Raw genomic sequence first — 18153 nt, forward strand, 5'->3', positions numbered from 1 at the left:
TGCCCCTCTGCCCCTCTGCTCCTCTGCTCCTCTGCTCCTCTGCCCCTCTGCCCCTCTGCCCCTCTGCCCCTCTGCCCCTCTGCCCCTCATAAAATTATGCCCACTATCCCGAAGCGCCTACGGCAGATATTGCGGCCTAGACGACGACTGGCGATCGCAGAAGCTTGCTTAATTGGTTTAGTTGCTGCTTTGGCATCAGTCTTGCTCAAAGTTGGGGTGGGTGCATTGGGAACCATGAGGGTTCATATCTCCTCCAATTACCCGCCCTACTTGGTACTACCGGCGATCGGACTTTGCTTTGGTTTCGCAGCGGGTTTACTGGTAGAACGCTTAGCACCGGAAGCGGCTGGTTCCGGCATTCCTAACGTCAAAGCTGCACTCGCTGGAGTGCCAATGGAACTTTCTTGGCGAGTCGCATTTGTGAAGTTAATCAGCAGCACGATCGCGCTGGGTGCTGGCCTAACAGTAGGGCGACAAGGGCCAACCGTACAGGTGGGAGCAGCATTGGCGGCTCAACTCAGTCGCTGGCTTCCCACTTCCCCGGATCACCGACGGCAGATGATTGCCGCTGGTGCGGGTGCTGGATTGGCTGCTGCTTTCAACGCACCTCTAGCAGGTGTCCTGTTTGTGGTAGAAGAACTTTTACACGATGTCTCCGGCTTCACCCTTGGCACTGCTATTTTGGCTTCGTTTATCGGTGCGGTAGTTTCCCGGCTGTTAGGGGGTCGCAGCCTAAATCTCAATTCTTCCCAAAGCTTCGGGCCAGACTTGGGTTCTACTGCGGTTCAAATTAGCTTTTCTATGCCAGAGATTCCCTGCTATCTGGTGTTGGGAATATTGGCTGGTATCTTCGGGGCTTTGTTTTGTCGCGGTATTTTTGTCAGTCTGGCTTTCTACAAACGTACTATCCGTATAAGCTTACCTGGGCGAATCGGACTGGCTGGGCTGGTTTCTGGTTTAGCTCTAGCCCTTCTGCCAGATAGCTTTCGGGATAACACGGGACTGCGAGAATTTTTGCTTGAGGGCGATGCTAGCTGGCAGATGGCTGCGATCGCTTTTGCAGCTCAGTTCATTTTAACGTTAATCGCCTTTGGCTCCCAAGCGCCGGGAGGATTGTTCGCTCCCTCTTTAATTTTGGGGTCTGCTTTGGGTTATCTGGTAGGACTCCTAGCAACCCATTTCCTGGGATTGGGTACGCCAATTACCTATGCTTTAGCGGGAATGGGAGCCTTTTTTAGCGCGGTTTCCAAGGTGCCGATTACAGCGATCGTGATCGTGTTTGAGATGACAACCAATTTCGATCTGGTCTTACCGTTAATGATTGCCTCGGTGACCTCTTACTTAGTCGCTGAAATGATCGCGCCCAGATCCCTTTATGACAGATTGCTGGAGTGGAATGGCATTTATTTAGACAAAGAAACGCCCAAAGGAGGAATTTTAGGAGATATCAAAGCGCTAGATGTGATGCAGCGCCGGGTGGAGACTCTAAGTAGCCAAATGATTCTCGATGAAGTTGTGCAGGCATTCTCCCGTTCTCATCATCGTGGCTTTCCGGTGGTAGACGATGGCAAGCTGATTGGTATTGTCACTCAGACAGACCTTGCCAAAATAAGTCAACTTCAGTTATCGGGGAATACACCACTGTCAAAAATTATGACAGCGCAACCAGTGACGATCGGCCCGAAAGCTTCTTTGGCAGATGTACTTTATCTTTTAAATCGATATCAACTCAGCCGATTACCAGTGATTGAAGGTCGAAAGCTGATTGGAATTATTACTCGTGCCGATATTATTCGGGCAGAGGCAGACCAAATGGAAGGTAAGGGGATAGCCTCTAGGCCGGAAATATCTTATGTAGTGTATCAAACGCGATCGCCCGCTGTGGGAAAAGGACGTTTGCTGGTGCCTCTGGCTAATCCCCAAACAGCACCATCACTGCTGCGATTGGCAGGTGCTATAGCTCTGGATCGGGACTATGAATTAGAGTGTCTCCAAGTCATGCTGGCACCGCGCCACAGTTCTCCATCCGAAACATCTGTGCGGACTGCCAAAAGCCGTCGTTTACTTCGTCAGGCGGAAATTTTGGGTCGTCAGTTGGGGTTGTCGGTTCATACGCAGGTACGGGTTGCCCACGATGCGGCTCAGGCGATTTTGGAAACAATTAAACAAGAACATATAGATTTGATTGTGATGGGCTGGAATGCGGAGCCGCCTACCCCTGGTCGGATCTTTGGCAGTGTGGTTGATACTGTTATCCGACAAGCTTCTTGCGACGTGATACTGGTGAAGTTGGGGACTCTTGACTGGGAAGCGAAAGAGCAAGCAAATGATAGCCAATCGACAATCCAATATCTAAAATGGAATCGGTGGCTGGTGCCGATGGCTGGTGGCCCGAACGCTCAACAAGCAATTCAACTGCTACCTGCTTTGTGTACTTTGTCCGATCGAAGTGAAATCAGGCTTACTCAAGTTTTTCTACCTTCTCAAACCCAATCAAATACTGATGAGCTAGAACAAGCCGCCCTTTTTCTCCGCCGCAAAATCAGCTGTCCTGTAGTTATCGCACCAGTTTGCGGGCGTTCTGTCCCGGAGACAGTGATCGATTTGGCCGATAAAGAGCAATGCGATGTCATTGTTTTGGGAGCTAGTCGGGAGGGTATGTTGCAGCTGGCGATTAGAGGGAATATTCCAGAAGCGATCGCGCGCGGTTGCGATTGCACTGTCATTTTAGTGCGGGGTGCGATCGCCTAGTCTGCCCAAGTAATATTACGTAGTATCTTTTTTAAATAACACTCAGTATCAGTGTTTACCTGACTTACGTAAGTAAGCTTTTGTGAGCTACAACGACGGTGACCTCTCGGTGATCACCAAGGGTTTTGCGCCCGGTTACACGGGAAACCTTACCTCGGCAGACTATGAGGACTTTGGCAAGGTTTTCGTGCTTTTGGCTGTGCCAAATAAAAGTAACGACGCTTGAGCTAGAAAAGGCAATTTTTTAGTTCATGAAGCGAACTAAAATCTCGCTGGCTTGCAGCCAGGGATTTTTTTAGTTTATAACTCAAAACTTATTAAAAATCTACTCCTCGCTTCAGTTCTACCCCTCTGTCGGCATAGTGCTTGTGGCAAATCATTTCGGAGTGAACGCTGGCGAGGTCAAAATAAGCAGGTGTATTGAGGCACCGACCTGTGATAATTATTTCGGTATCGCGAGGTTTGCGTAGGAGGGCTTGTACGATCGGTTCTTGGGGTAGCAGTTCTAAGTCAACCGTGGGATTGAGTTCGTCGAGAATGATAGTTTTGTATAGACCGGAGGCGATCGCAGTTCTGGCAATTTCCCAGCCTCGTTCTGCTTCTACATAGTCTATCTCTCGCTGTTGTCCGCGCCAAACGATCGCATCCCCGCCACACCGTTGATGATCGACTAAGTTAGGGTAGCTTTGTTTCAAGGCGGCGATCGCAGCATCTTCTGTATAGCCGGAGCCACCTTTAAGCCATTGTAAGATTAAAACACGGTGTGACCGATCTTGACTAATGCCTCTGCCGATCGCCTGCAAGGCTTTGCCCAAGGCACTTGTAGATTTTCCTTTACCTGCACCAGTATAAATTTCTATACCCTCGATTCCTTGTTCTATGGCGATCGGGTGGTAGTGGGGCTTCATTTCCGAATGCAAATCTGCGATATCTAGGAGTGCTGGTGGTGCTGCTCTACCTGTGGCTATGATTTCCAAATGCTCTGGTTTATGCTTTAGGGTATGGATAACTTCATCGACTGGTAGCAAGCCTAAGTCCAGCACTGGGTTAAGTTCGTCTAAGACGATGATTGAATACAAGCCGGATGCGATCGCACCTTTTGCTACGTCCCAACCTCGTTGCGCTTCTAGTCTGTCAAAGCGGACAATTTCATCTGGCCCGAAAAATTCGGCTCTCCCTGTGCGAACTTGGTCTATTAGATGGGGAAAGCCTTGCTGTAACGCTGCGATCGCTCCATCTTCATCGTATGTCCGTCCGGGGCCTTTGAGAAAACGCAACAGCAACACTCTATTGTGTGTTTTTGCATTAATACCTAGCCCGATCGATCGCAAAACCACCCCCAAAGCTGCTCTGGATTTTCCTTTACCTACGCCATCGTAGACGTGGATTTGTCCGACGATGCGTTCGGAACGCATCTGAGCCGTGCGAATGCCTATTCCGGTTCTAGTCATATTTTCAGTAGTCGAGGCTATGCTCAATAAGTACTATATAGATAATGATGTCATTGATTACCTGAAAATGACAGTCCAAAAAATTTTAGATTTTAGATTTATTAAATTGGCAATCTGAAATCTAAAATTTGATATCGTGTCCGGTTTCATCGTTAGTGTAAGAGTAATACGGGAAATTGTCTGTTGTCATCGGGGGTTTGATTTTTACCGCAGATGTAAGCGTTAGCGAAGCGATTCGCGATCGCGAATTAGCCGAACCGTAGGGTAGACAGATTAACGCAGATTAACGCAGATAAGAGAGCGATTTTTTTAAGCAATCGATGCGTAAGGACATGATATTAAATCCACCCAAATACTTTTTCTTTCAAGGAGCATCTATGTTGGTAACTGTCTTGCCTTTGCGGGCATTTATGTTCCAAATTTTATTTTTGCTGATGGCGATCGCTGTAGAAGCATTCATTATCCAACAAAAAATGAGTCTACCTCGTAGAGTTAGCATAGAGTATGCAGCATCTCTCAACTTACTTTCTACCATATTAGGTTGGTTAATCTTCTTTTTTATTCACCCATTACTTCCATTCAGTTTCCAAAAACAATTGATAAATTTTATTCTATTTGGTCATTTTACTACCAACTCAGGCTTACCCTTAATTATAATTTTCTTTGATTTAGGATTAGTCAGTTTATTAATATTTTTATTAACTATTGTGATTAAATTTATAGCTCTAGAGCTTTTAATCAACTTAAACTCAATCAGTAAAAATGCTCAAATTAAAGTAAAAATTATTTCTCAGTCTGATTCCGTGAAAAAAAATATTGACCATTATCTTGAGCGCAACAAATCAAAAAGCCTTTTAATAGCTAATGTTTATAGTCAAAGCTTAATATTACTTGTTTCTTTTTTAATCCAAAAAATATAAGGTATTAGGGGTGTACTAATGAAAAAAATAATCAATTTTTTAACATTTTTTATAAAAATAGTCAAGCCCACTCAATTGTTTTCGTGGAAAACCGGAATTTTAATTAGCTTTTTGATTTGGGTAATAGCCTTGTTTGCAGTGGCTGAATTACAAAATATCCTGGCTTTTTTGAGTTGGCTATTTTTAATTATAAGCACTGTTTGGTTCGCCGTAGAAAACCCGCTCATGGTTAGTGGCATTTCTATAAGTTCCTGGCTACCAGGAGGATTGATATGTATTTTTATGTTTGGTACTTTGAGCAATCAAATACCTTCGATTGCTTTAGTAAGTTGGCCAACAGCGTCAGGAGCGATCGCGGTTCTGCGTGAACTTGTACAACCTGGAGCAAAATTTAAAATTCCCCCGCCGAGAGTTTGCAAAAAACTGATAATTTTGTTTTTAAGTCACGTTCTCATTAGTTGTTGGTTGCAATTTAATTTTTTTATTCAAAATTGGTTACAGCGTTATCCAAGTTTACTGGCGGATGATTTTAGCCAAAGTACTTTTGTAGTAAAAATAGAAGTTTTATCCAAGGCCAATTCAAGAGGCGCAGTAATTTTAAACTCAATGGAGTCACTGCTGAAAACTCAGTTCGATGAAAAACCTTGGTCTGAAGTAGAAAAATGGCGAATAAATGCTTCTAAAAATATCCAAATACTGGGAGAACAAGCGAAGAAACAACTTCCTAGTGTTGAAGAAAATGCTATGTGGAAATTTGGGGAGGTGTTTTTGCCAAGCAATTCAGGCTATAATGTAGAATTGTTAGTCAAGTGGCAAGGTCTGGGTTCTATGCCTGATGGGTATCATCTAAAGAAATCCTGTAAGATTGTCCCAGTCAGCAGACCTACGCCTACCCGACCCGAAAGGCTGCGTACCACGTTCAGTCAGCAACGGAAGGATATCAGAAGCACAAAATCTCGTTTTATTAGGCGCGTAGGTTCTCCCGCAAGGGTTCCAAGTACACCACCAGAGTTAGCAGCGCCGTCGCCTGTGACTCTGAGTGAGGTAAAATGCGGGCCTGTGAGCGATCGCATAAACGGGCAGCCTAAAACCGCAAAGCCATAGTAATATAATTTTAAACCTAAAACCGAAAATCTAAAATTGATATGAGTCTGGGTAGAATATTGGTCATTGCGACTCATGTGTTTAGGGAAGTAATTCGCGATCGCGTCCTGTATTTAGTCGGCTTATTTGCCATTTTGTTTGTGGCGACGGCGGCGCTATTACCCAAAGTAGCAGCCAGCACAGAAGCCAAAATTACTCTCGATCTAGGTCTGGCAGGCATTGGTTTATTTGGCTTAATCGTCGTTATATTTGTCGGCACCGGACTGGTTAACAAAGAGATTGAAAAGCGGACGGTGCTGGTATTAATGGCGAAACCAGTCAGTCGCGCTGAATTCATTATTGGCAAACACTTGGGATTATCGGCAGTACTGGCAGCACTGCTGGGTTCGATGACAGTAATTTATCTGGTAGTTCTTCTGCTCAATCGGATTTCTTTCCCTTTTTGGAGCATCTTAATAGCAGTTTTCTACCTGTTCGTCGAATTGTCCTTACTCACCGCTGTAGCAATTCTATTTGGTGTATTTACCAGTTCGCTGCTAGCCACTTTCCTCACCTTGGCAATCTATTTGATGGGACACCTCAGCCCAGATATAGTCAAGTTGGGCCAAATATCCAAAAACCCCAATATTGAGAGTTTGACGCGAGGAATTTATCTGGTACTCCCAGATTTATCGCGACTCGATTTGAAAAATGAGGCAGTTTATGGTATACAACTGCTGCCTCATCCAGGAGTGCTGCTGATAAATCTGATCTATGGATTGGTTTATATTGTGCTGTTGTTAGCGATCGCTATTCTCGTTTTCTCGCGGCGTCAGTTTTAACTTTGAATGAGAGGTTAGCGCTTTGGCAACATGAATCTTAATCATACTTCAAAAGAAAACATTTTGGTGGTCGATGATACACCTGATAACTTACGTCTTTTGTCGGCCATGTTGAGCGAACAGGGGTACACAGTTCGCAAAGCCTTAAATGGTCAGATGGCTTTAACTGCGTCTAAAACACTCTTACCAGATCTAATTTTACTAGATGTGATGATGCCTGGGATGGATGGCTATCAAGTTTGTCAAAAGCTGAAAGCCGATGACAAAACTCGCGGGGTTCCGGTGATTTTTATTAGCGCCCTTAATGATGTTTTAGATAAAGTAAAGGCTTTTGATGTTGGGGGCGTGGACTATATTACTAAACCTTTTCAATTGGCGGAAGTTTTATCGCGAATTGAAAATCAGCTTAAAGTGCGATCGCTACAAATCAAACTTCAGGAAAAAAATATCTTGCTGGAACAGACTCTCAGCGAACTCAAGAGCGCTCAAGTCCAACTCATCCAAAGTGAAAAAATGGTGGCGATGGGGCAGTTGGTTGCAGGAATTGCCCATGAAATTAACAATCCTGTTAATTTTATTTACGGGAATCTCACTTATGCCAGTCAATATATTGAAGATTTGGTGAATCTGATCGAAGTTTACCAAGAAGAATTTCCAAATACCACACCAAAAATTAAGGAAATGATTAATAATATAGACTTAAATTTTTTACTGGACGACGCACAAAACATTATGGGTGCAATGCACAGAGGAGCCGAGCGCATCCAAAAGATCGTAGTTTCTTTACGCAACTTTTCTAGGGTTGACGAAGCTGAGGTGAAGCTAGTCAACATCCATGAAGGGATCGATAGCACTATCATGATGTTGGAGCATAGACTTAAACACACAGAAAGTCGTCCTGCCATTCAAGTAATCAAAGATTATGGAAAGCTACCTTTAATAACTTGTTATGCAAGTCAGATAAACCAAGTTTTCATGCACCTGTTGAATAATGCGATCGATGCCTTAGAACTTGAGTATGGGGAATATACCCCGCCTACACCTTACACCCAAGACCCTACACCCTGGATTAGGATTAGTACGGAACTGACGGACTTCGATACTGTAAGAATTCGGATTGCAGACAATGGCCCAGGCATTTCAGAGTCAGCCCGATCGCGTTTATTTGACCCATTTTTTACCACAAAGCCGGTGGGGAGCGGTATGGGATTGGGATTAGCGATTAGTTATCAAATCGTCGTGCAAAAACATCACGGACAACTAAGGTGTTGTTCTTCACGGGGACAAGGAGCAGAGTTTGCGATCGAAATTCCAGTGCATCAGATTATGCGATCGAGCTTTTCTGGGGGATATTGAGACTTCCCCTCGCAGGAAGTTAGAGCAGCTGATGGCGGAGGAAGTGCGAGAATTGGAGAAACTATTACAGGAAAATCCCCCCTAACCCCCTTAGTAAAGAAGGGGGAATGGCCATCTACTGAGTGAGAAGATGAGTATAGCTACACAACCCCTAACTCTGGAAGAGTTCTTAAAACTCCCAGAAACTAAACCCGCATCTGAGTGTATCAACAGAGAAATCGTTCAAAAACCCATGCCTCAAGGTGAGCATAGCCGATTGCAGTTTAAATTTTGCGCGGTTGTTAACGAAGTCGCCGAACCGCAGAAAATTGCGATCGCATTCCCAGAACTACGCTGTACCTTTGGGGGAGACTCGATTGTTCCAGATGTTGTGGTGTTTCGGTGGGAGAGAATTCCGGTTCGTCCTTCTGGAAGGATTGCCAATCGTTTCGAGATTCATCCCGATTGGTCAATTGAAATCTTATCCCCCGATCAGAGTCAAACGAAAGTATTGAGCAAGCTGCTCCACTGCTCCCAGCATGGCACAGAGCTAGGCTGGTTAATCGATCCAGAAGAGGAGACCATTCTAGTTGTGTTTCCCGAACAAAGGGTGCAATTGCTCAGAGGAACGGCTCAGTTACCTATTCTGAGTGGGATTGCCTTAGATCTGACGGTTGAGCAGGTTTTTAGTTGGTTAACGCTCTAAGCCTAGTGATGAGAAAAATAATTTGTTATTTGACAAAAAGGGCGAACGAGGGGACTTGAACCCCCGGATGGTGGAATCACAATCCACTGCCTTAACCACTTGGCTACGCCCGCCGTTGCATTAATGAGTATAGCACTTATTTGGGAAATAGATCCAGAGGATTGGTTGGATTTACAAATTTTTCTCAGCTAATCTGGAATTTAGGCATCACTGAAGATCGGCAATGAAAAGCTTAAATATTCTTAAATCTGTGGGCATCTTGGCTCTGGCTGGGTTGGGACTGTCGATGGCTCTAGGGAATCCCAGTCAGTCTGACTACGAAGAGTACGCCCTGGCCCAGCTAACCGTATACTTAAAGAATAACGTCTGTACCGAAGCTCCGAAAGGTTTCCATAACTTTTTAGCGCGTCAATGCACCATACTGGTCGATACCGGGCGTCCTAAACTTAAACGGATCGTTGCCGAAAATACCTACCAGCTAAATTTTATATTTTTCAGCATTTATCGGACAGAATTGTCTATAAGCCCGTTTTTGCCTGGTTATCGCTTTGGAACAGTCGGAGCTTTTCAAAATTTCTATATTTATCAAGCCGAAAAGCAGTAATCTACTGTCCATTTGACAACCCAATTGTCCAATTGTTAAGGATGTCCCTGCAATGAGGATAACCTTGTCACTTAGGCTACCTTAGTTTTTAATATAGGACTTACGCAACTGTCATACTTAAATCGACTTGTAGCCGAACGGTGCGTCAGACGAAGTTCTACAACGATTATCGAGGGTGGAAGGTTCTGACGCACCCTACCATACGTACCAGTTGCGTAAGTCCTGTAATATTAATCATAAAACTTGGCATAATTGGCTATTCAAAGAAATAGGCGCTTCGTATTCACTGAAACTTACTTTCTGTTGGCTCAGCTTTTCAAAATCTAACTCGGACAGTCCTGTATAAATTTCAGGAATTGAAATATCCCACTTTTCCCTAAATTTAACATAAGCCGACTGAACCATTTCCATTCTAGATTGGTGCTTTTGGCGGAAATCTACTTTTTCTGTAACTGATTCGTGCTTAACATGACCAGCACCTTCGTGATGCAGCCATGCACCTTTTGCACACACTAATTTGAATCCCGCTCGGCAGGCTCTGATGCCGTAATCTACATCTCCAAAGTAGCCAAAAAATCTGGTGTCTGCCACGCCTATCTTGTCGATCAGACTTCGTTTAATTAAGATAGCGTCTCCTGACAATAACTTATCTTGAACATAATCAAATCCGTGATATTTAGAAATATATGCGGAAAAATCTAGAATATCTTGGTATCCCCGCAGGGGAAAAGGCGGCAGACAGCGATGCTCTGGATGACTATCTGTATACTGTGAAGTCCCCCTGACAATACCAATTTCTTCTTCTAGAGCAGCTACGCTTAGGACAGTTTGTAGAAAGTATGGTGTCAGCATCATGTCGTTGCTAAGGAAAAAGATGAGACTACCTTTTGCCTCTGATAATCCACAGCTAAAAACGCCCGTATAATGCTGTCTATGGTTAAAACGAATTATCTTTACTGTTGAATTAGTAGACTTCCTGAAATTTAAGAACAGATCGACTATTTCTGACTCTGAATCAGAATTGTCATCAATTAAAATAAATTCTTTTTGGCCGGGGATAGACTGAAGCGTAAAATTGACTGATGTTAAACAATTATAAGTGAGGGATTTACTATTGCGAGCGGGAATAATGACAGAAAGCATCAGGTAACCTCTATTACAGCCGAAAATATGCTGGGTTTGTTGTTAAAATAAGATACCACAAAAAAAGCAAGGTGGAAAGTGAGATTTCTTAATTGGTGGTATATTTAATGACAATTATCATTTGCTCTGGCCATGACCTACTGTGTCATCCCTGAATGCTACAACCCCCAAGCCCCAAACAATGCTCGATTTTGCCTGAGTTGTGGCTCGCATTTGTTGCTCCAAAACCGATATCGCCCGTTGCAACCTATTGGCAAAGGGGGATTTGGCAGAACCTTTTTAGCTGTTGATGAAGACGATCCTTCCAAGTTGCGCTGCGTAATCAAGCAACTCTACATGGTGGGTCAAAACACTTTGGTTGTGAAAAAAGCGACGCAACTATTTCTGCAAGAAGCGGTGCGTCTAAAAGAGTTGGGCAAGCATCCCCAAATTCCGGCGCTACTTGCCCATTTTGAACAGCAAAAGCGACTTTATCTGATACAGGAATTTATAGACGGGCAGACATTACAACAAGAGTTGCGGCAAAAAGGGGTTTTTAACGAAACGCAGATTTGGGAACTGTTGGGGGATTTGCTGCCGGTGCTGAAGTTTGTCCACGACAATAAGGTGCTGCACCGGGATATCAAACCAGCAAATATTATGCGAAGAACGATCGATCGCAAACTCGTTTTGATCGATTTTGGTGTTGCTAAACAGATTACCGATAGCGCCTTGTTTCGCACTGGTACTACGGTGGGTAGCCCAGAATATATGGCTCCGGAACAATTGAAGGGCAAAGCTTTACCTGCTAGCGATCTTTACAGTTTGGGCGTCACCTGCATTAACTTGCTGACTGGGGTTCCTCCCTTGGATTTGTTCGATCTCGTGGATAATCGCTGGGTGTGGCGAGATTTTTTACCTAGCGGTACGCAAATGAGCGATCGCATGGGTCGAATTCTCGATAAACTGCTCAAAACGGCGGTTAGTCATCGCTATCAATCTGTTGGTGAAGTTTTGCAGGCAATAGCGGCACCTATTCCGTCTCTCCAAGTGCAAACACCCGCACCCAATCGCGTAAACTTTTTTACCAAACTATTACATCCCCAAGCTGCTAAACCGTCGGGGGGAAATCTAATTTCAGAAGCGGGGGTTAATTATGGCAAATTGCAGCATTTTCTCGCTGTCGGTAAATGGGAACAGGCAGATAAGGAAACTTGGGCCTTGATTTGTCAGGTATTGGGCAAGTCACCCAGCAGTTTCGTGCAGTGCGGCGATATTGAGAAGTTGCCTTGTGAGGATTTAGAGATAATTGACCGATTGTGGGTAAAGTACAGCAAAGGGAGCTTTGGTTTGAGCGTGCAAAAGCAAATTTTTGAGCTTGTTGAGGAAGATTACGCTAAATTTTGCGATCGCATTGGGTGGCCGTCCCACGACGTTCGCACTCCTTACTTAAAATTTACTTTATCAGCCCCCTTGGGACACCTGCCCTCGCGCAGTTGGGTTGGTGGATATCAGTGGTGGCGTCACGCCGCTATCATGGCGTCCAAATTAGCCCAGTGTCAAATTGCTTGAAATTAATATTGCTGGTTTGCTGATTCTTAACAAAATTTTTATTTGTTTGCTTACTGTGAATCCCTCTCAACTTGCTACCAGGCACAGCTATTCAGAATAGTGTTAGTTAATAGCTTGTTGAATCTCTGGCTTAACCTGTCATTAATTATTGAGAATAACTGTTATTAACTGGAAAACTATATATTGACTCACAAGGTAATAGTGATAGATTTACAGTAGATGCAACCGAGTCTCGTAAGAAAAAGAGAGGAAAACCATGACTCAAGCTCAAGGTTTGTTACGGTCTGCCGATCGGGTGTATGACAATGCAGTTTTGTTCGAGCAATCTGTAACTACACCGATCTGCGAAGGCTTCAACATTGCACTGGCTAGTTTTCAGGCGCTGTACCTGCAATACCAGAAGCATCATTTTGTAGTTGAAGGTGCCGAATTTTACTCGCTGCACAAGTTCTTTGAAGACAGCTACGAAGAAGTACAGGGGCACGTGCATGAAATTGGCGAACGCTTGAATGGATTGGGAGGCGTTCCGGCAGCTAGTTTCACGAAATTGGCCGAGCTGTGCTGTTTCACTCCAGAAGCGGATGGCGTCTATACTTGCACAGAGATGGTGCAACACGATCTGGAAGCAGAACAAGCCATCATCAAGCTGATCCGCAGTCAAGCGGCACAAGCAGAAAGTTTAGGCGATCGGGCCACTCGTTATCTGTACGAAAAAATCCTCTACGAAACTGAAGATAGAGCATTTCATCTCGCTCACTTCCTCGCCCATGATAGCCTCACATTGGGCTTTGTCCAAGCTCGTAACGGCAACTAGCTGATATGTCCGCTAGCCCAATGGTTAGGGAAGCATTTGCACTAATTGCCGAACCTTAACTATTGCCAAACTGGGTGCCACCTGGCACTTTTTTTATGGGCACTTTCCGCTGATTTTATACGTAGACAATACTTATGGCAAAATTACCTGAACCAACCACAACAATAATTTTTGAATTAGAGCGACGGATGTGGGATATCATCTATTATACAACATCAGCCAAATTAAATATATTCGATCGATTTGGCGAGACAGAGGAAACAATTGACCAACTAGAGGAACTCGATAATATTGTCCGAAATACAAACGCTGTATCCTCTCGATTTACCACGCTCCTGTTAAAAATAGCTCAAACTCAGCCAACGCTTAGTTCTGAGATTTTCAATTTAGTGGAACAAATAATAGAACAGGCAGAGGAGATTATATTTGTCACAGAAGGAAGCGTTCAAGAAATTATCAGAAATTGGAACTTACCATGAACAACGATCGAAAATGTAGATGCCGAAACAAGAGTGCAAAGATAATCTAATATCCTGTCCGGTAGCATCGGGTACCTAAAAAATTACCACTCTTATCTGCGTTCATCTGCGTTCATCTGTCTTCATCTGCGGTTAAATTTAACCAATGATTCCTACAGACAATGCCGATGTAACCGGATATGATATAACTAGGAAATTAAATGACGCGACAGAATAACTAAATTATCCTCGTGACTAGGTTCAACCCGATCACAAAATTACTGAGGCTCTGCCTCTTGTTAAATCTAATGCTATATATTTAAGTTAATCTAACTTGGGTAATTAGATGACGCGACAGCTTCACGACCAATTTGCTAAACAATATCTGGAAGAATTATTAGCACCTTTGGGACAGGTGGAAACGAGTCGGGATGTATCGCCGGAAATCCGTCAGGTGGATGTTTGGTTTGTACCAGCAGCGTCGCCTTCGACAGAACCGCAACTTTTGGGTTTGTTGGGACAAATGGCATCATCTGCTTGTTCGTTTGAGCCTTTTCGGAATCAGCCCAAACCTGTTGACGTGCGTAACTGCTTGCTTAAATTGTATTCGCTACATGGCGAACTTTTACGTAAAGCGAGAAGAGAGAACGATTCTGTTTCGGAAGCGGAATTGCCAATTTTGTGGATTTTATCACCTACCTGTTCGGCAAATTTGCTGAATGGTTTTGGCGCAAAGTTGGATAGTTCTGGAAATTGGGTTAAAGGTGTTTACTTTTTGCCAGAATATCAGAAAGCGGCACTGGTAGCGATTAATCAGTTACCAAAGACGGAAGCAACTTTATGGTTGCGAATTATGGGAAGTGGCAAAACTCAAAAACAAGCAGTGCGAGAAATAAAAGCGCTACCCAGTAATCATCCTTTCAGAAAGAATATTCTGGAAATTGTGGGTAAGTGGTACATCAACTTGCAAACGAGTCAAAATTTAGATGAAGAGGATAGGGAGGTACTTATGAACTTATCACCAGCTTATCTGAAATGGCGGGAAGATACTTTACTGGAAGGTCTTCAACAAGGTCTTCAACAAGGTCTTCAACAAGGTCTTCAGCAAGGTCTTCAACAAGGTCAGATCCAAATGGTGGAAAATCTGCTAAGGGTTCGATTTGGTGCGCTGGATGAGGTGTTAGCTGGGGCGATACCTTCGATGTTGCGGCTACCATCAGAGGAGTTGATTCGTTTGTTGTTGACTCTTTCTCGCGAGGAGTTATTGGAACGGTTTGGAGGGGGGTCTAACTGATGTACAAGAGCGATCGCATTCTTGGCAAAATAAGGAAGTTCAGGTGCGATCGCTTCCCCTTAACCCAGACCTTGCCAAAATTGCCGCGATTGAGCTAAGAATAGAGAAAATCTATCTTGAGCGAGATTATATGGAACCTTTATCGCTGACGGCGGGTGCGGCCATTTTTATATTAATCGGTTTAGCTAATGGCGCTTTACAAAGGACTGGAGAAATACTGATGGATAAGTCATTAGAGCAAGGTCAGAAAATAATGCGATTTCTCGAAGACAAGCATCCAGATATTGCTAGTGCCATCAAACTAGCTGCACAACGTCCAGAACTAGCCCAGCAACAACCAGAAGTTTATAGTTTACCTGCTTTGGAGGCAAAGGTAGAACAAGCCGCCGCCACCGATCCAGATATGGCTACAGAATGGCAGGCATTGAAAAATACAGGTTCTCAGCCATTAATCGTGCAAAATTTAGGTAAAATTGCCCAACAATACAATGCCCCTGTTTATATTCAAAAGCAGGAGAATAAATTTGAACTCTGACTACAGTCGCCCGATCGAGAACGGGTAAAGTCAAATCCTATAAAATATATTCCATACGCAGGTGTCGCCAACTTTGTCGGACGACAGAAGGAACTGCAAACACTACATCAAGAGTTCCAGAAATCTGACTGTGTGGTGATTTCTGCCGTTGCTGGGATGAGTGGCGTTGGCAAAACCGAACTGGCGATTAAATACGCACGGGAACACGAACAAGATTACCCTGGTGGGATTTGCTTGTTAACAGCGAGAGATAAGAATTTAGCGGCCAATATTTTGCTGTTTGCCCAGCTTTACCTGAAATTGGAAGTGCCGCAGGAGTTTCGTGGCAAACCGCTGACGCGGAAGGAACAGGTAAACTGGTGCTGGCAAAATTGGCAACCACCTGAAGCATCGGTTTTGCTGGTGTTGGATGATGTCACGAGTTGGAAAAGTTGTCGAGATTTTCTGCCCAAAATTAATCGCTTCCGCATCTTAATTACTACCCGGTTGCGAAATCTAGACAGCAATTTTGTTGAGTTACCTTTAAAAGTATTCTCACTCGATGAAGCATTAGAATTGCTGACTAATTTGGTGGGTGAAAGACGGGTGCAGAGGGAATTACAAACCGCAACAGATTTGTGTAAATGGCTGGGTTATCTGCCTTTGGGGTTGGAATTGGTGGGGCGGTATTTGAAGGAAGACCCGGATTTGTCCTTGGTAGAAATGTGGGAGAGGCTGAAAGAAAAGCGATTGGAAGATGAGGCAATTAACCCCTCAGATGAGCAATTGCAAGATACGGAAATGACTGCCGAGCGAGGGGTAAAAGCGGCATTTGAATTAAGCTGGCAAGAACTCAATCCAATCAGCCAGGGTACTGGACAGTTGTTAAGCTTGTTTAAACCAACTGTAATTCCCTGGGAATTAGTAACTTTCTCTAGCGAGACACAAGCACTGGGTTGGACAACGGAAGAAATCAAGTCAGCCAAAAAAGAACTATACAAGCTTTCTTTAATTGACAGAATAGACAACAATAAATATAAAATTCATCCTTTGGTTCGGGAATTTTTCAAAGCAAAACTGGCCTTTTCCGAGCAAGCTAATGATAAAGAAACATTTTCGGCAGCGATTGAGGCATTTTACAACAAATTAGGAAATGAGATATTAGAGCAAAAGCTAAATGATATAGAAAACCAAATAGCTGAATACTTTGAACAGCTAGAATTTGAAGAAAAATGTAATCCAGAAGATTGCCTCACATTAGATCTTGAAGATATAACAGTTACAATTGATTCGGTAAGAACTAATCAAAAAAAGCTATTGTATGTTGGTGATGATTTCTTCAAATTTGAATTAAGTGTAGAAATAGTTTTTATTCCAGAAGGTAGCTATCCTGACGAAGAACTAAGCTATTATGACAGTGAAGAAGGAGAGGTAGTTTTTCTAAATCATATCACTGAAGTCCAAGAGGAGAGTACGGCAACTATTACAGTAAAAGTAAAAATTCTCTTCGACGAAAACGATCCGGATATAAACAAAGTTGAATGTGTTGTAAAGGAACCTATTAAATTCGACAGACAACCTACTGAATTTAACAGCCCTTGGAATTACAACAATGGGGAAGACTAAAGAGCGACCGCCCACCTCAGAACTTATCTATGCTTAGCTAAACATTTGTAGGGTGCGTCAGACAATAAAAACTTGTTGAAATCAATAATAATCAAAGTCTGACGCACCCTACAAATTGATTTAATTGTGATATTTGAGTAAGTTCTAATATAATTGATGGGAAATGCAATTACATTTTTCTACTTCTACCCGCACACGCGCTTGCAAATCAATTCGCGGGCGGGTGAAAAACGCAAGTGCAAGATTGGAAATCGATCGAGGTGAATTTGATGCGATGCTCTCTCAATATCTACTAATTTATCAACCTCGTCATTCCCGATGAAACGATTTTGCACTTACCCTCAGACCCGCCTGCGAATCAATTCGCAGGCTAATAGCTAAAGTCCACTAAAGTGGACTAAAATTTTTGGATTGAATTAAAAATTCTCTTCAGTTGTCTTTAGACAACTTTCGCTATTAGCCTGCGATTTGAATCGCAGGCGGATGAAAAACGTAGGTGCAAGATTGGAAATCGATCGAGATTTTTCCATATCTTCTGTTATGATTGATTCAATAGCATTCAACCTGCTAAACAGAAAACACCATGAGCGTAATCATTCCCGATGAAATTCTAACCGTAGCAAAAATATCAGAAACCGAATTAAAGCTAGAAATTGCCATTCTACTGTACCAAAAATCCAAAATCAGCACTGGCACAGCCCGTCACCTCGCCGGAATGAATTTAATCGAATTCCAAAAAGAACTTGCCAGTCGCAATATCTGCATCAATTATGATGCAGAAGATTTCCAATCTGACCTGGAAACCTTAAAAAGGCTAGGCGATTTGTGACTATTGTTAGTAACAATCTGCTAGTTGCTTTTTATCCGATAATTGTTTCATAATTCTGTGTTTCTGCACTTCTTATTTCATGCAGTCGCTTTTGATATTTTTCTGCGATCGCATCGGCAAATTCACTCATTTCTCTAAGCTTTTCCTCAGCATCTTTAGTAAGTTCCAAAAGTTCAGCCATTGCTGCTTCTTGTTCTTGGGTTAAAGATGATTGTGTCATGATAAGTTCTCC

General features: G+C 43.4%; 17 protein-coding genes and 1 tRNA gene. 14 read left to right on the forward strand and 4 right to left on the reverse strand.

Annotation, left to right across the window (positions count from 1 at the left end):
* Positions 1-96: 96 nt before the first annotated feature.
* Positions 97-2751: a chloride channel protein gene (locus tag LAY41_RS28430; protein ID WP_249105441.1), complete on the forward strand. Its 2655-nt coding sequence runs from the start codon at positions 97-99 to the stop codon at positions 2749-2751.
* 317 nt (positions 2752-3068) lie between these two features.
* On the opposite strand, the gene LAY41_RS28435 is transcribed toward LAY41_RS28430, so the two are convergent.
* Positions 3069-4202: a cob(I)yrinic acid a,c-diamide adenosyltransferase gene (locus LAY41_RS28435; RefSeq protein ID WP_249105444.1), complete on the reverse strand. Its 1134-nt coding sequence runs from the start codon at positions 4200-4202 to the stop codon at positions 3069-3071.
* Positions 4203-4579: 377 nt separating this feature from the next.
* Between LAY41_RS28435 and fraC the strand changes: the two genes are divergently transcribed.
* The 5 genes from fraC (at position 4580) to LAY41_RS28460 (ending at position 9088) form a co-directional block, all read left to right on the forward strand.
* Positions 4580-5122 carry a filament integrity protein FraC gene (fraC, locus tag LAY41_RS28440; protein WP_249105446.1) on the forward strand — a complete coding sequence of 181 codons (543 nt, stop codon included), beginning with the start codon at positions 4580-4582 and terminating at the stop codon, positions 5120-5122.
* Between the two features lie 18 nt (positions 5123-5140).
* Positions 5141-6226 (forward strand): DUF5357 family protein, encoded by a 1086-nt coding sequence (locus LAY41_RS28445; protein ID WP_249105448.1) that lies wholly within the window; start codon positions 5141-5143, stop codon positions 6224-6226.
* 41 nt (positions 6227-6267) lie between these two features.
* Positions 6268-7047 (forward strand): ABC transporter permease, encoded by a 780-nt coding sequence (locus tag LAY41_RS28450; RefSeq protein WP_249105450.1) that lies wholly within the window; start codon positions 6268-6270, stop codon positions 7045-7047.
* A gap of 30 nt (positions 7048-7077) precedes the next feature.
* Positions 7078-8403 (forward strand): sensor histidine kinase, encoded by a 1326-nt coding sequence (locus LAY41_RS28455; RefSeq protein WP_249105452.1) that lies wholly within the window; start codon positions 7078-7080, stop codon positions 8401-8403.
* 130 nt (positions 8404-8533) lie between these two features.
* The gene (locus LAY41_RS28460; protein WP_249105454.1) at positions 8534-9088 is read left to right on the forward strand and encodes a Uma2 family endonuclease; all 555 of its coding nucleotides are present in this window, start codon (positions 8534-8536) and stop codon (positions 9086-9088) included.
* A gap of 40 nt (positions 9089-9128) precedes the next feature.
* Here LAY41_RS28460 and LAY41_RS28465 read toward each other — a convergent pair.
* A tRNA-His gene (locus LAY41_RS28465) sits at positions 9129-9201 on the reverse strand.
* A gap of 110 nt (positions 9202-9311) precedes the next feature.
* Here LAY41_RS28465 and LAY41_RS28470 point away from each other — a divergent pair.
* Positions 9312-9692 (forward strand): DUF4359 domain-containing protein, encoded by a 381-nt coding sequence (locus LAY41_RS28470; RefSeq protein ID WP_249105456.1) that lies wholly within the window; start codon positions 9312-9314, stop codon positions 9690-9692.
* Positions 9693-9926: 234 nt separating this feature from the next.
* On the opposite strand, the gene LAY41_RS28475 is transcribed toward LAY41_RS28470, so the two are convergent.
* Entirely contained in the window at positions 9927-10835 is a 909-nt protein-coding gene (locus LAY41_RS28475; RefSeq protein WP_249105458.1) for a glycosyltransferase family 2 protein, read from the reverse strand.
* 132 nt (positions 10836-10967) lie between these two features.
* Between LAY41_RS28475 and LAY41_RS28480 the strand changes: the two genes are divergently transcribed.
* The 7 genes from LAY41_RS28480 to LAY41_RS28510 all read left to right on the forward strand — a co-directional run bounded on the left by LAY41_RS28480 (position 10968) and on the right by LAY41_RS28510 (position 17921).
* Positions 10968-12386 carry a serine/threonine-protein kinase gene (locus LAY41_RS28480; protein WP_249105460.1) on the forward strand — a complete coding sequence of 473 codons (1419 nt, stop codon included), beginning with the start codon at positions 10968-10970 and terminating at the stop codon, positions 12384-12386.
* A 256-nt stretch (positions 12387-12642) separates the two neighbouring features.
* Positions 12643-13200: a DNA starvation/stress protection protein DpsA gene (gene dpsA, locus LAY41_RS28485; RefSeq protein WP_249105462.1), complete on the forward strand. Its 558-nt coding sequence runs from the start codon at positions 12643-12645 to the stop codon at positions 13198-13200.
* 134 nt (positions 13201-13334) lie between these two features.
* Entirely contained in the window at positions 13335-13679 is a 345-nt protein-coding gene (locus LAY41_RS28490; protein WP_249105464.1) for a hypothetical protein, read from the forward strand.
* Between the two features lie 325 nt (positions 13680-14004).
* The gene (locus LAY41_RS28495) at positions 14005-14952 is read left to right on the forward strand and encodes a hypothetical protein (RefSeq protein WP_249105466.1); all 948 of its coding nucleotides are present in this window, start codon (positions 14005-14007) and stop codon (positions 14950-14952) included.
* Entirely contained in the window at positions 14933-15487 is a 555-nt protein-coding gene (locus tag LAY41_RS28500; protein ID WP_249105468.1) for a hypothetical protein, read from the forward strand. The genes LAY41_RS28495 and LAY41_RS28500 overlap by 20 nt, the downstream gene beginning before the upstream one ends.
* A 93-nt stretch (positions 15488-15580) precedes the next feature.
* Entirely contained in the window at positions 15581-17092 is a 1512-nt protein-coding gene (locus tag LAY41_RS28505; RefSeq protein ID WP_275974454.1) for an NB-ARC domain-containing protein, read from the forward strand.
* A 583-nt stretch (positions 17093-17675) separates the two neighbouring features.
* Positions 17676-17921, forward strand: coding sequence for a UPF0175 family protein (locus tag LAY41_RS28510; RefSeq protein ID WP_249105471.1), 246 nt, complete (start codon positions 17676-17678; stop codon positions 17919-17921).
* A gap of 31 nt (positions 17922-17952) precedes the next feature.
* Here the strand turns inward: LAY41_RS28510 and LAY41_RS28515 are convergent, their stop codons facing one another.
* Positions 17953-18141, reverse strand: coding sequence for a hypothetical protein (locus LAY41_RS28515; protein ID WP_249105473.1), 189 nt, complete (start codon positions 18139-18141; stop codon positions 17953-17955).
* Positions 18142-18153: the final 12 nt, after the last annotated feature.

Origin of the sequence: Argonema galeatum A003/A1, assembly GCF_023333595.1 — a bacterium.
Taxonomy (GTDB): domain Bacteria; phylum Cyanobacteriota; class Cyanobacteriia; order Cyanobacteriales; family Aerosakkonemataceae; genus Argonema; species Argonema galeatum.